This window comes from Massilia sp. GCM10023247 (genome assembly GCF_042653325.1).
GTDB lineage: Bacteria > Pseudomonadota > Gammaproteobacteria > Burkholderiales > Burkholderiaceae_D > Telluria.
In genome coordinates this window covers 714,297-728,065 of record NZ_JBHSIB010000007.1, presented here as the reverse complement: position 1 = coordinate 728,065, position 13,769 = coordinate 714,297, and the positions used below count along the sequence as shown (strand labels likewise).

General features: G+C 66.0%; 10 protein-coding genes. All 10 read right to left on the bottom strand.

Features of this window, described 5'->3' with window-relative positions; genetic code table 11:
• Positions 1–5: 5 nt before the first annotated feature.
• Positions 6–752: an SDR family NAD(P)-dependent oxidoreductase gene (locus ACFPAH_RS06855; protein WP_379742592.1), complete on the bottom strand. Its 747-nt coding sequence runs from the start codon at positions 750–752 to the stop codon at positions 6–8.
• Between the two features lie 50 nt (positions 753–802).
• Positions 803–1,210, bottom strand: coding sequence for a GtrA family protein (locus tag ACFPAH_RS06850; protein WP_379742589.1), 408 nt, complete (start codon positions 1,208–1,210; stop codon positions 803–805).
• Between the two features lie 92 nt (positions 1,211–1,302).
• Positions 1,303–2,913, bottom strand: coding sequence for a hypothetical protein (locus ACFPAH_RS06845; protein ID WP_379742586.1), 1,611 nt, complete (start codon positions 2,911–2,913; stop codon positions 1,303–1,305).
• A 77-nt stretch (positions 2,914–2,990) separates the two neighbouring features.
• Complete coding sequence (locus tag ACFPAH_RS06840; RefSeq protein ID WP_379742583.1) at positions 2,991–3,398, bottom strand: GtrA family protein; 408 nt, start codon at positions 3,396–3,398, stop codon at positions 2,991–2,993.
• Positions 3,385–4,326 carry a glycosyltransferase family 2 protein gene (locus tag ACFPAH_RS06835; protein WP_379742580.1) on the bottom strand — a complete coding sequence of 314 codons (942 nt, stop codon included), beginning with the start codon at positions 4,324–4,326 and terminating at the stop codon, positions 3,385–3,387. Before ACFPAH_RS06835 ends, ACFPAH_RS06840 begins: the two co-directional genes overlap by 14 nt.
• 28 nt (positions 4,327–4,354) lie before the next feature.
• The gene (locus tag ACFPAH_RS06830; protein WP_379742577.1) at positions 4,355–6,061 is read right to left on the bottom strand and encodes a hypothetical protein; all 1,707 of its coding nucleotides are present in this window, start codon (positions 6,059–6,061) and stop codon (positions 4,355–4,357) included.
• Positions 6,062–6,349: 288 nt separating this feature from the next.
• A complete protein-coding gene (locus ACFPAH_RS06825) occupies positions 6,350–10,114 on the bottom strand; it encodes a glycosyltransferase (RefSeq protein ID WP_379742574.1) in 3,765 nt (1,254 codons plus the stop codon).
• Positions 10,105–11,538, bottom strand: a complete 1,434-nt coding sequence (locus tag ACFPAH_RS06820; RefSeq protein ID WP_379742572.1) for a class I SAM-dependent methyltransferase — start codon at positions 11,536–11,538, stop codon at positions 10,105–10,107. The genes ACFPAH_RS06825 and ACFPAH_RS06820 overlap by 10 nt, the downstream gene beginning before the upstream one ends.
• Positions 11,535–12,755: an ABC transporter ATP-binding protein gene (locus tag ACFPAH_RS06815; protein ID WP_379742570.1), complete on the bottom strand. Its 1,221-nt coding sequence runs from the start codon at positions 12,753–12,755 to the stop codon at positions 11,535–11,537. The genes ACFPAH_RS06820 and ACFPAH_RS06815 overlap by 4 nt, the downstream gene beginning before the upstream one ends.
• A complete protein-coding gene (locus ACFPAH_RS06810) occupies positions 12,755–13,555 on the bottom strand; it encodes an ABC transporter permease (protein ID WP_379742567.1) in 801 nt (266 codons plus the stop codon). The genes ACFPAH_RS06815 and ACFPAH_RS06810 overlap by 1 nt, the downstream gene beginning before the upstream one ends.
• Positions 13,556–13,769 lie beyond the last annotated feature (214 nt).

Genomic DNA, 13,769 nt, shown 5'->3' with positions numbered 1-13,769 from the left:
GCTGCTCAGATGTTCATCTTGTTGAAGACGAAACCAGGGAGGTGCCGGATGATGAGCATAATGATGCGCCATTTTCCCGGGACATAGATCACTTCCTGCCCGCGCTCGAGGGCCTTGACGATGTCGCGCGCCACGTCTTCGACCGGCGCCAGCTTGGCGCTGCCCTTCAGGTGCGCGGTCATCGGCGTGTCGGTCGGGCCGGGTTTGATCACGGCGACCTTGACGCCGCTGCCGGCGAAACGGTGGCGCAGGCCCTGCAGGTAGCGGTCGACCAGGCCCTTGGCGGCGCCGTATACGTAGTTCGACTTGCGCCCGCGGTCGCCCGCCACGGAGCCGATCACGGCCAGCGTGCCGCGGTTTTGCGCCGCCATGCGGCGTGCAAAGGCTTCGGCGAACAGGACCGGGGAGAGCGCGTTCACGTCGAGCGCCGCGCGGCATGCGGCCAGGTCCTGCTCGCATGCACCCTGGTCCGGCAGCACGCCGTGGGCGATCAGCACCAGGTCGACGCCGCTGCCCCAGACCGCGCCCACCGTGCGTTCGATCTCGGCCGCATCGAGGAACCCGGAGGTGACGACCTCGACGCCGGACTGCGGCCCGCGTATGCGCAGGTCGGCGGCGACCCGCTCGGCCCGGTCACGGTCGCGGCCGACCAGCACCAGGTCGGCGCCGCTGCCCTGTACCCAGAGGCGCGCGCAATGCTCGGCGATGGCCGAGGTGGCGCCGATGATGACGATGCGTTTTTTGTTGTTCAATTTGGTGTCCATTCTGGCGTGGCCGATCGTCGCCTGCACCGTGGCCGCGCTCAGGCCCGGTCGGTACGGAAGACGTAACGTTTATCGAGATAGTATTTCGTCAGGTAACCGATGAGCAAGCCGATGACGCCGCCGAGATAACGCATCTGTGGCGTATCGAACAGGTGGTCGAAGCCGAGTTCGAAGCCCCAGAAGATTACCGTGGTAGCCAGTCCCATCAGGGTGTAGAGGGCGAAGGTCTTGCTGTCGTGTGCCACGTCGCGCGCGCGGAAACGGAAAATATAACGCTTGTCGAGGACGTATTTGATGACCAGGCCGACACCGGTGCCGATGACGAGCGCGAGCATCACGGCAAACGGACCACTGTAGCCGCGCATCACCAGGACCTGCGTGCCGATGTTGGCGGCAGTGGCGATGAGTGCGAGCAGGGCGTAGACGATCGGTAATCTCAGGGACATGTCGAATTCTTGTTGTCGGTATAACATGCGGCGGCAGATTGTACCTGAGTTGCATCGGGGGTGCTGCCGCCGCAGCCGTGCAAAGCCTTGCGCTAGCGCAGGCGCCTGAGCTCGATGGATTCGACCTGCAGCGACTTGTCCGCGTACGCCACCGTGCGGATTTCGACCAGGTGCATGGCGTGCGCGGCGTCGATGGAGAATTCGGCCGCTACCCGTGCCACCGCAGCACCGGAGCCTTCCAGCGGCCCCTGTGCAAGCACCGTGCTCCCTTGCGGATCCACCACCGCGATATCCCATGTGCCCGGCACATCGGTTGTTGGCTCGGCGCTTGTATATCTGATGTCGACCGAATAATCACCAGCCGGCAAGGCTTCATAGGGGCCGTAGGTCAGGTGGCCGGCCTCGGCCCGATCGCGTTTCTCGACCGCGCAGGCGGCGGTCGGTTTTCCGATCGCGGAGGGCAGTTCGCACCCTTTCCAGCGGAACACGGCACCCGGCGCGGCAAAGCGGAGCGGCGCAGCTAGCGGCGCCGGCTTCGGCAGCAGCCTGGCAACCGGGATGGCCGACGCCAGGCGGCCGAGGGCGCCGGGCTGGAACGTATTCGCGCGAGTATGGATGATGCTCCACGACAGCGAAAACAGGACTACCAGCAGCCAGGTGGTTTTCGCGTGCGGGCGGCCAGGCGCGCCGTCGCCACGCACCAGCACATGGCGCGGCAAAGCGAAGAACAGGCCGCTGACGAAGACGTGGATCCAGCGGCCATAATCGACTGCGACGGCAAACAGGGGCAGCAGCGACAGCAGCGCCAGGATCAGCAGCAGTTCCACGTCGCGTGCGCCGCCGGCGGGCTTGCCGGCGGCCCGGGCGTCGCTCATGCTGCGCAGGAAGACGGCGGAGTAGCCGAGTAGTATCAGCATGGGGATCAGCAGTAACTCCCCGATCTCCGGAACGAACACATACGCCAGCGCGTCCGCCGTCGTGCTGCTGAGGTAGCAGATTGCACCGCCGTTGGTCGCGCAGCTGATGCCGGGTACCAGGGGCGCCAGCGAGCGCAGGATATGCTCGACCGTCGCGGGTGAACCCTTGTTGGCGCTGACGGCGGCGAACGCGAGCAGGGACACGGCCAGGGGCAGGGCCAGCAGCCTGCTCTCGCGCAGCCGCCCGTGACTGGCCAGCTGCAACAGCAACAGCGGCAGGTAGAACAGGAAGGTCTCGTGCACCAGGATGCCGGTGGCCAGCACGAGCGTCAGCAACGCATAGTAAGCCGGCGTGAGGGGCGCCTGCCGTGGCGCTTTCTTCTCCAGCACGAGGCTGTTCGCTGCCAGGACCAGCAGGAACAGCAATTCCTTGCGGCCCGCGCCTCCCGGGTCATATACCTCGAACAGGAACGTAACCGGGGACAGTACGAAAATCCAGCCCGTCAGGCTCAGCCTGCCTGCCAGTTTCCGGATCGTCAGTACCGCAATCGCCCCGTACAGCATCGCGCGCAGGCCGAATACGAGCATCCAGAGCGGGAGATGGGTGGCGCTGGCGACATGCAGGAGCAACTGTCCGGCCAGTCCGCGCCGGACGAACCCGCCTTCGTAGTTGATCAGCCAATCATTGGTGACGAAGGGGGTATAGATCTGGTCCGTCCAGTACAGCGTCCAGATATTGAAGGCGGCGCCGAAGAGCAGGAAGGCCGCCGTGGCGACCGTGCGCATGGTGGTGCTTGTTGTTATGGACTTCATGGCGTAGGAAGGCGGTGGCATGATGTGCGGGCGGCCGGCTGGCAGAAACCTCAGTCGCGTAGCTCGGGTGGGCGAAACGTGAACGCCTTGTGCAACAGGTAAGTGAGCACCGGGCCGCACAGCATTACCAGTCCGAGACCGGCCAGGTAATGCCAGTCCATCGCTTCGGCCAGTCCCGACAGGCAGACCGTCAGGACCAGGCTGGTCAGCGACACCAGGGCAAACTTCCCGTAGCGGGCCCAGGTCGGGCTCTGCTGGAAGGCCAGCCATGAGTTGCTGAAGAAAGAGAAGGTGTTGGCGATCAGGAAGCCGGCAACGTTCGCCGGCACCGGCGTCGCGATGCCGTTTTCCACCAGCGCCACCACGGTCAGCGAATGGAGCAGGGTATTGCAGACCCCGATGGCGCCGAATACCAGCAGCGCCCGGTGGCGGGCGAGGAGCAGCTTAAGGGCGGTCAACGGTATGCTCTTCCCTGACCAGGTACACGGGACGCCGCTTGACCTCGTTATAGATGCGGCCGACATATTCACCCATGACGCCGATGCCGATCAGCTGTACGCCGCCGAGGAACAGCACGGCGACCATCATCGAGGCATAGCCGGGCACGTCCGTGCCGTACACCAGGGTCTTGAGCACGATCAGGGCCGCATACACGAGGGCGGCGGCGGAGACGCAGGCGCCGATATAGCTCCAGATGCGCAGCGGCGCGGTACTGAAGCTGGTAATGCCTTCCAGCGCAAAATTCCACAGCTTCCACAGGTTGAAACTGGACGTGCCCTGCGCGCGTTCGGCGGGACTGTAGAGCACGGTAACGGTGCGGAAACCGACCCAGGCGAACAGGCCTTTCATGAATCGGTGGTTTTCCGGCAGCTGGCGCAGCGCGTCGACGACCCGCTTGTCCATCAGGCGGAAGTCGCCCACGCCAGGCGGCACGTGGACGTTCGAAATAACGTTGTGGAAGCGGTAGAACAGCGTTGCCGCCAGTTTCTGGACCGGCCCGTCGGTCTGGCGGTCGCGCCTGCGTGCCAGGACCACTTCGGCGCCGGCCTCCCATTGCGCCAGCATCTCCAGGATCAGCTCCGGCGGATGCTGCAGGTCCGAGTCGATCGGGATCACGGCGTCGCCGCTTGCCCGGTCCAGCCCGGCGGTGAGCGCCGCCTCCTTGCCGAAATTGCGGGACAGGTCGACCAGGTGCACGTTCGGATACTGTTCGCGCGCCTTCAGCAATTCTTTCCACGTGTCGTCGCGGCTGCCGTCGTTGACCGCGACAATCTCGAAGCGGTATGCCGGCAGCGCCGCGGCCACCTGCTCGACGCGCCTGAAAAACTCCGCCGTACCCAGCGCCTCGTTATAAAAAGGGGCTACCAACGTCACTAATTTCTTCACGATCACAATCCTTTGTTCGGCGGAGGGCTTACTGCCTGCGTTTGCACAGGAATACCGCGCCTTCTTCGACGCACCGGGCCGCCTGCTCTCCGCCCAGCAGCGCCTGGACGCGCGCCAGCTCGGGGAACTCGTTGCGCGCGAAGACGAAGGCGGCGCCTGGTGCGGTGGCGCCGGCGATTTCCTGCCCGTACAGGTCGCACGGCCGGGCGACGCGCGACAAGTAGCCGGTCGTCATGTTCAGCTTGCGCTTCGACGCATACAGCATCGCCGGCAGCAGCGTTTCGTTGGCGGAACCCTTCCCGCAGCGGAATACGGGATAAAAATACAGGGTGGTGGTCTCCTTGCCGAGGAAGGCATCCCACTTCGCTTCGTCCAGCAGGACCGGCTGGGGCTGGTGAACGATGGCCCTGGTGTTCAGGTGCAGCGGCTTGAGGTCCCAGAACTGGAGCAGCACCACTGCGCACAGCAGCAGCGTGGACCAGCCGCGCCGGCCGTAGCGCTGGACCATGATGACGGCGAACACGATGACCGCGTAGCCCGCGGGCCAGAAGAAGCGTCCCGAGACGCGCAGTTGCGACGTGATCGGCACCGTCCACTCGGGCAGGGCCCAGTCGAACAGGCGCGTTTCGCCGATATGCACCGAGTTCGATGGCGCGTACAGCGCCATCAGCGAAATGGCCAGCAACAGGAAGCCGTGGCGCGCCCAGAAGGTCGGCGCATGCCGCTTGCGCAGGTAGAGGGCATAGGCGAACAGCGCGAGCGCGAAGATGCCGAGGTAATTGAAGCCTTCTCCCTGGCCGCCATGGACGGTCGGGTGCGGCCAGACCAGCAAGCGGCCGCCGGCGAACGGCGACAGCAGGTTCATCGAGTAATAGCCGAAGCCCCATTCGCGCGAGCCGGCGCTGGCGCCGAGCGGCAGCATGGTCACGAACAGGCTGGCGCCGAGCACCAGGCCCACGGCGGCGAGGGTCAGCACGGCACGCCCGGCATGCCCCGGCTTGATATGACGAGCGATGTCGGCCAGGAAAATGACCGTCACCATACAGAAGATGTAGATGTTGATGTAGAAGGCGCAGAACAGGAGGCCGATCCAGAATGCGCCGGCCAAGGCTTTCTGGCGCGTACCGCGCAGGTAGACGGCGAAGGCGAACAGCAGCAGCCATTGCGACATCAGGCTCAGGTGGCCCACCCGATGGGTCAGCGCCGGGAAGGCGGCGAGCAGCAGGGTCAGCGCCGCGAGCGCGGTCCACGACCGGACGCGCGCCTCGCGGCAAATCCACCAGCAACCGACGCCCTGCAGGACATAGCACAGTCCGATCCAGATACCGTAGGGGTTCCAGAACTCCACGCCGGGGCCATGATGGAGCAGCTTGAGCAGCACGGCGTAGAGCGGAATAGCGTCGACAAAGGTGACGATCGTGCCTTCCGGATAGTTGAGCGACTCGATCCGCAACAAAGGCCAATGCCAGGGTTCGCGCACGAAGGCGTTAAAGCCGGCCAGGTACTGGCTGATGTCGCCGCCCTGCTGTTGCCAGCTTGCCGCCGTGCCCAGCAGGTAGGCGGGCGAATACATCCAGTAGGCAAAGCCGAAGGCGAGCAGCGCCGCCAGCACCAGCCCGCCCAGGCCGTCCGGCTTGCGGGCGCTGGCAAGCAGGCGCCTGCCGAGGTCGCGCCGCCAGGGCGCGCCGGCAACGGCCGGGTTGGCCGGGCTGGCTTTTTCGGAAATTGGATTCAATGCACTCATTCACGCCTTCCGGCCGGCATCCTGCGGATCAGGCAGGCCGGTAACCACAGGTAACGATGTTGATGGGGGGGACCGGTGCCGGCGACCCGGGAATGGACTCAATCGAAATCGGGAGCCGCCGGGAACCGTTCGCCGTATGGCGCGCCGCGCCCCGTTCTCTTGTTATCAAGTAATTATAGCATCGCAGGCAAGCCGTTTTGAACGCCGGCGCCCGTCTGGCGGGCGCTGCTCGAGGCGCAGTCCGCCCGGCTGCACGGCCTGCGCCCGCCCGCCGCAAGTTCAGCCTGCCTGTTGCGACGCGGGGATTGCCTGCGGCTGGAGCAGCGCCATCAGCCGGCGGACATTTTCCTTCCAGGTAATCCAGGAGACGCTCGACGCCGTGACATGGCCGGCCGCACGGCGCGCCAGCCAGTCGGCGATCGCAGCCGACAGCGATGCGTCGTCGAGGCCGCTGAAATAGCTGGCGCCGTCGCCGGCGACTTCGCGGAATACCGGGATGTCGCGCGCGAGCAGCGGCAGGCCATAGCGGGCGCCTTCGATCAGGGGCAGGCCGAAGCCTTCGCCCTCGCTCGGCGCCAGCAGGCAACTGCTGGCCAGGTAGATCTGCTGCAGCTCATCATCCTCGACGCCGGTCAGCCACAGCAGGCGCCGGCCGAGTTCCGGGTGGCTGCGCAGGCGCTCGACGATGCGCGGAATGGTGCGCCTTTCCGCATCCGGAAGCGGCTTCCAGCCTTCGTTGCCGACGATGACGAGGTTGGTGTCGATCCCCTGGGCCCAGAGCCGATCGAAGGCGTCGATCGCCTGCAGGTGTCCCTTGCGCGGCTCGATGGTGCCGACCATCAGGAAGCTCGGCCTGGCCGCGATCTGTTCCAGGCGCGGGGTGCCCCGGACCGCGGGCGGCACCGGCCCGCCGACGTCGGCGCCATGATGCAGCACGGCGATGCGGGGCTTGTGTTCGATCGGCGCCGTGTGGTCGAGCCATTCGCGCAGCTCGTCGGCGACGGCGCGCGAGATGCCGATGATCTGGTCGGCCTGCCTGGTAATGCAGGTCAGCCAGGCCGCGTGCGTCAGGTCCGTGTTCGACGGGAAGAATTCCGGCCGCAGGATGGGCAGCAGGTCGTGCAGCAGGAAGTGCACTTCGGCGCCGCGCATGCGCCAGTCGGCGAACAGGCCTTCGTTGGCGGCGTCCATCACCGCATGCGGCGAATAATCGGCACTGTAATAAATGTCGCCGGCGCGTACTTCGACCAGGTCGTCGCCGCGCTCGGCCAGCTCCGGAATGCCGAGCAATGCGAACGTGTAGCGGCGCGCGTAACGGCAGCGGGTGACGCCGCCTTCGTGGCACAGGTAGACCGGCTCGATGCGCATGCCGCTGTCGGGCAACTGCAGCAGTTCGAGCAGCTGGGTGCGGACGACGCGCTCGATACCGGTTTTCAAGTCGTTTCGGGCAATGTTCGTGACATCGACCAGCAACTGGCGCGGCGCCAGCGCGTCCGGGGCATGCGCGATGCTGCGTGCGTACTGTTGCAGCATCGTGTCGTCCACCTCCAGTCCGGGAATGTCGAGCAGGCGTGGATACAGGCGCGCGCGCCCGGTTTGCCGGCGCTCGGCAGCGCAGCCGAGCGCGTGTGCGTACTGGGCTGCGCAGCGTTCGGGGCTGTTGCGCACTGCCATCAGCGCGAGCGCGGCCCGTCCCAGGGCTTGCCGGACCCGATCGTCCTTGCGCAGCGCCAGCAGGGCCTGGGTCAACTCGTCCTGGCTGAACAGGTCGGGCAGCATCCAGGCGGCATCGGCCGGGAATTCGGCCATCGAACCGTTCGCGTTGATAATGGTCGGCACGCCGTGGATCATACAGTCGAGCACCGTGGCAGAGCTTTCGCCGCGCGAACTGGTGCGCAACTGCACGGCGAGGTCGGCGGCTTGCAGGTAACGGAAATAATCGTCGTTCGAGATCCAGCCCGAAATCCGGATGCGCTCGCCCGCTCCGGCGGCGCGGATCGCTTCGTTGAGTTGCGCGCCATAGTCGGCGCCATGGTTCTCCCCCACGAAGACGAGCTCGCAGTCGGTGTCGGCCGGGAGTCCGGCCGCGACCCAGGCGTCGAGCAACTCGAGGCAGTGCTTGGTGGGCGCGACGAAGCCGAAGTTACACACCAGGAAGGCGTCCGGCCGGATGCCAAGCGCGGCGCGGGCGGCGGCGCGATCGTGCTCGGCAGGCAGGGCACGCGGCAAGGGAGCCTGGCTCCAGTCGCGGGCCGCTTCCGGGCCATACCATGTACGTGCCAGTTGCCGGGCAAATTCGGAATGCACGATCACGTGCGTGGCGTTCTGCAGGATCCCGAGATTGCTCGGATAGGCCTGCTTGGCCTGCTCCCAGCCTTCCGGCGTCGTGCTCATCTGCAGGGCGTGGTAGCCATGCGAATCGAACAGGGCGCGCGACCAGATGCCCGGCATCGTGCCGTTCATCTCTTCGTAGGCCAGCATGCTGCTCAGGTAGAAATCGTGCAGCACGACCACGCCCGGGTGTGCCGCCAGCAGCGGCACCATGTAGCTGTGGAAGGGGCTGTTGCCGAACTGGTAGATGAGGTGGTCGTAGTCGTCCGCGTGCTCGTACAACCAGGCTGCATTGCGGCAGGGCAGGGCGCTGAGCGCGGGCGGCAGGACGACCGATGCCTGCTCGGTGACGAGGTCGATGTCGAAGGATGGCAGCAGCGTCAGCAGTACGCGGACCGCGTGATCGGCAATGCCGGTCCGTTCCGGAGGAAGCGGCGAGACGAAGGCGATGCGCGGCCTGGTGCCGGGCGCCATCGGCGCGAGGTGCGGGGCGCGCGCGTGGTGCTGCTCGAGGGCGTGCACGGCGCGCCGTGCGGTGTGGTCCCAGCTGAACGCTTGCGCCTGCTTGTGGCCGTGGGCGCGCAAGCGTTCCAGCATGGCCGGATCGCCCAGCACCTGGGCGATTTTGGCGCTGATCGCGGCGGGATCGTGCGGATCGAACAGGGCTTCGTCCCAGCCGATCACTTCCGGCACGCTGGTGGTGTTGGCGCCGATTACCGGTGCGCCGCAGGACATCGCTTCCAGCGCGGGCAGGCCGAAGCCTTCGTGCTTGGACGGGAACACGAACAGGGCGCAGCTACGGTACAGCGCGATCAGGGTTGCATCGCTGACGTAGCCGGTCAGGATCAATTCGTGCGGCTGCAAGCCGCAGCGTTGCGCCTGTTGTTCGAGGACCAGGCGTTCCGAATCGTTGAGCTTGCTGGCGATGAGCAGCTGGTAGCGCGCCCGCAAGGCAGGCGGCAACTGGCTGAAGGCGCTGATCAGGCCATCGAGGTTCTTGCGGCTGTCGCAGCCGCCGGGCGCATACATGAGGAATTCGCCGCGCAGCGAAAATTGCGCGCGCAGCGCCGCCAGTTGCGCGTCGTCGGTCGGCGCCGGAACGAAGCTGCCGTCGACCGCGGTCGAAATCGAGACCACCTTGTCGGCCGGGACTTCCAGCGCGTCGAGTGCCTCCTGGCGCGAATAGTCGGAAATGGCCAGCAGCAGGCCGGCATGCCGCAGCGAATCGATCTTGCCGGCGTAATAGCGGCGTTGCACCTCCGTGCCGAGGTAAGCGGCCGGATTGAGCAGCGGGATCAGGTCGTACAGGATGACGGCCGTGTTGGCGCTGGGCATGAAGCGGCCGAGCGACACCACGCTGTTGTCGACCAGGCCTTCGAACAGGCTGGTGACGAGGACGGCGTCGGGCTGGAGCTGGGCGATGAAATATTCGCGCAACAATTCGTTGGCGCGGGTGCGCGCGCTGTTGCCCGGGTCGATCTCGGCCGATGGGGTGACGATGTCGAAGACCCGGATGCGTTCTCGCGGGACCAGGCCCGCGAACGCGCTGCGGATGTCGCCGATGGCCGCGCCGAGCGCGCCGTTGAGGACCAGCCAGACTTCATGCTCGCCGGCGTTGCGCGCAATGCCCAGGGCCAGCGCCAGCGAATACCTGCCGATGCCGCGGAACCGGCTCTCGGACTGGGCGCCCTGCAGATCTATGACTATTCGCATCGGTCCTTCCTGGCCTCGTGTGCTTGTTTCAGTTCGCGATAAATGCGTGCGGCGCGCGGCGCCAGCGCGATCTCGGTGGCCGGCGGCGCCGCCGGCGGCGCTGGTTCCGGTTGCGCCGGTTGCGCCGGTATCGGCGCCATCAGGCTGCGGGCCAGGTTTACCCTGCGCATCAGCGATTCGGACACGCGCCGGGCGACGGCCGCCGAGCCGCTGTTACCCTGGGCCTGGGCCTCGCGCGCGATCTCGCGCAACACGCGTGCCCGGATCCCGAACCAGCGTAGCGGCGCGGTGATGCGCCAGGAACGGCTTTGCAGGAGATCGGCGATGCGCTGCGCCTGCTCGACGACGAGCTGTTCCGAGCGTGCCTGGCGCGCCTCGATGTCGGCGCGCCAATGCTCGAGCTTGAATTGCTGCAGCTGCTCCGCCTCGCGCTCGAGCCGGCAGAGACGCGCGTCGACGCCCCCGCGCAGCTCGGACTCGAGCTGGCCGAGGCGCGCCATGGCGCCGTCCAGGGCCCGGGTTGCCGCGCCGAGTTCGCCGTCGAGCCGGGTAGCGAGCTGCACTGCGGCCTGGCTCGCCTGGCTGGCCAGCTGGTGTTCGGCGGCCGTCGAGGCGCGGTCGGCGGAAATGCGATCCGCGAGGCCGCCCAGGGCGCGGTGGATTTCGGCATGGCGCGCCGCTGCCTGGCTTTCATAGCGCAGCGCCAGCGCTTTCATGGTGATGCCGTAATCGGCGGCGAACAAGGCGTCGAAGCCCGCCAGCACCTCGGCGCCGGCGTTTTTCTGTGCCAGCACGCTGTAGTCCGGGCTGGGCCCTTCCAGCACCGACAGCAGGTTCAGCGGCAGGTCTTCGTGCAGCCGCGCGTCTTCCTGCAGGCGCAGGATCGCATGCCGCGCGAAGCCGCCATGTTCGGCCGCAAAGGCCAGCAGGTTCGGCGGAATCGGGCGCAGGTGCGACGGATCGGTATAGAAGTCGCAGCTGCCGACGACCATGTTTTCCGGGTTGGGCGTCTCCATGATCAGCAGGCCGCCCGGCAGCAGGACCCGCAAGGCCTCGCTTACCAGGCTGCGCACCATGTCGAACGGGATGTGTTCGACCAGGTGGAAGGCCGAGACCACCGCCACGCTGGCGTCGGGCAGGGCCGCCAGCGCAGCCAGCGCGTCCTGCTCGGCCACGTCGAGCCCGCGCTCGACGCAGGCGGCGAGCATGCCCGCGTCGAGGTCGACGCCGCGTCCGGCAAAACCCTGTTCGCCCAGCACTTCGAGCCACTCGCCGCGCCCGCAGCCGAGATCGAGGGCGCCGGCGCCGGGGTAGCGCGCATGCAGCGCCTGGAGGAAGGGTCGGTAGGCGTACAGCCGCTGCTTGATCAGGTCGCGCGACCCGCGATAGCGGTCTTCGAAGGCACGGTAAAACTGGTTCGTCATCGCTTGATGTCCACTTGGGGTTCGAGCCAGCTCGAACCCACGAATTCACGCCGGTTAACGTTGACGACCATGAACAGGAGGGCCAGGTCGCGCCACTCGTAATTGTCGGACAGGTGCGTCTCGTTGCTGGTCAGGGCGGTGGTGACGGAATAGCTGCCCGGTCCCAGGTTGAGGGGGAAGCGGAAGCAGAATTCGACCTCTTCGCCGGCGCCGATGTTGTCGAGGGCGCACTGCATGTGGTGCGTATTGGTGCCGTACATCGCCTGCCCGAGGCGGTCCTTGATCATGTAGCCCAGCACCAGGCGCGGGATCGACGCCGTCGCCTTGACCTTGATGCGCAGGGTCGCCGGGGTGCCGACGTTGGTCATCTCGACCGGCTCGCCCTTTTCGTTTTCCAGCGTGATGCTGGTGACGGTCGCTTCGCCGGTGCCGGAGATGGTCTGGGTGCGTCCTTCGCCGGTCACGTTCTGCTCGACCGTCTCGTTGCCGCGCTCGGCCAGCAGGGCATTGTAGTAATCCATCACGTGTTCGGGCGAGCCTTGCCGCGCCAGGCGGCCGCGGTCGAGCAGGATCGCGTGGTCGCAGATCGACTGCATGGCCGTGCGGTCGTGGCTGACGATGAGCAGGGTGGTGCCGTGCTTGCGGAACTCGCGGATGCGCTCGAAGCTCTTGTGCTGGAAGTAGGCGTCGCCGACCGACAGGGCTTCGTCGACGATGAGCACGTCGGGGCGGCGCGCGGTGGCCACGCTGAACGCGAGGCGCATCTGCATGCCCGACGAATAGACCCGCACCGGCTGGTCGATGTATTCGCCGATGTCGGCGAAGGCTTCGATCTCGGGCATCAGCGCGCTGATGTCGTCGACGCTCAGGCCCAGCAACTGGCCTGCCATGTAGGCGTTCTGGCGGCCGGTGAAGTCGGGATGGAAGCCCATGCCCAGTTCCAGCAGCGCCGCCACGCGGCCGGTGATGGTCACGCTGCCGGTGGTCGGCTGGGTGGTGCCGGTGATGAGTTTCAGGAGCGTGCTCTTGCCGGCGCCGTTGATGCCGATGATGCCGACCGCTTCGCCCGGCGCGACCTGGAAGCTGATGTCCTGCAGGACCCATTTCAGGCGATGGCGCGGACCGCGGAAGGGCAGCACCCATTCCCCCAGCCTGCCCCAGCGCGTGGCGTACTGCTTGTACGCCTTACCGAGATTCTTGACGCTGATCGTACCCATTACAGTTCATCCACCATTTCGCCGGAGCGCTTGCGGAACAATTTCATGCCGAGCACGCAGCAGCCCAGCGCGAGCAGGGTCACCGGAAGCAGGGAATACCAGTCGGGCACGGTGCCATGCAGCATGATGCCCTGGTAGGCCGCCACGATGCCTGTCATCGGATTCAGGGCCACCAGGTCGCGCACCGCGGCCGGCAGGGTCGTGACCGGGTACACGACCGGCGTGAACCAGAACCAGAACTGCAGCAGGATCGTGAAGAACTGGCCGACGTCGCGGAAGAAGACGTTGAGCACGCCGAGCATCATCCCCAGCCCGATCGAGAACATGATCTGCACCAGCAGCACCGGGAACATCGCCAGGTAGGCCCAGCCCGGGAACGAATCGGAGATCACGAGGAAGGCCGTGAACAAGCCGAAGATGATCGAGAAGTTGACCAGCGCATTCAGCACCACGATGATCGGCAGGCAGATACGCGGAAACTGCAGCTTCTTGATCAGATTGGCATTCTCGAGGAATACCGACTGGCCGCGGCCCGTGATCTCGGCGAACAGGCCCCAGGGGAGCAGGCCGGCACACAGGAAAATGCTGTACGCATAAGTCGAATCGCTGCCCTGCAGCCGATTGCCCATGACTTGCGAAAAGATCGTCGTGTAGACGACGATCATCGCCAATGGATTGAAAATGGTCCACGCAGCGCCCAGCAGGGAGTTGCGGTACTTGGTCTGGAATTCACGCTTGACGCTGCCGGCGATAAAGCCGCGGTAACGCCAGATCGTCCCGAGCATGGGAAACGAGATCATGTTGCCGGCCCTTCGTTTTCCTGTGCCGCGCGCCAGAAGGAGACGCGCTGTCCCGTTGCGTTGCTCATGTTTATAGAAATTCAAAAAGCTCGATGGTGGTCGGCATGGCGAAAAAACACCACGAAAAAACGGGGTTTATTCGCCTTCGGTGCTGCCGCGAAAACCTGCGATTATAACATCGACAATTGCGATAACTCGTCCGGCAGGCGCCAGG

Coding starts and splice junctions, on each gene's coding strand:
- ACFPAH_RS06850 (WP_379742589.1), bottom strand. CDS start 1,210: ATGTCCCTGAGATTACCGATCGTCTACGCCCTGCTCGCACTCATCGCC.
- ACFPAH_RS06845 (WP_379742586.1), bottom strand. CDS start 2,913: ATGCGCACGGTCGCCACGGCGGCCTTCCTGCTCTTCGGCGCCGCCTTC.
- ACFPAH_RS06825 (WP_379742574.1), bottom strand. CDS start 10,114: ATGCGAATAGTCATAGATCTGCAGGGCGCCCAGTCCGAGAGCCGGTTC.
- ACFPAH_RS06820 (WP_379742572.1), bottom strand. CDS start 11,538: ATGACGAACCAGTTTTACCGTGCCTTCGAAGACCGCTATCGCGGGTCG.
- ACFPAH_RS06815 (WP_379742570.1), bottom strand. CDS start 12,755: ATGGGTACGATCAGCGTCAAGAATCTCGGTAAGGCGTACAAGCAGTAC.
- ACFPAH_RS06810 (WP_379742567.1), bottom strand. CDS start 13,555: ATGATCTCGTTTCCCATGCTCGGGACGATCTGGCGTTACCGCGGCTTT.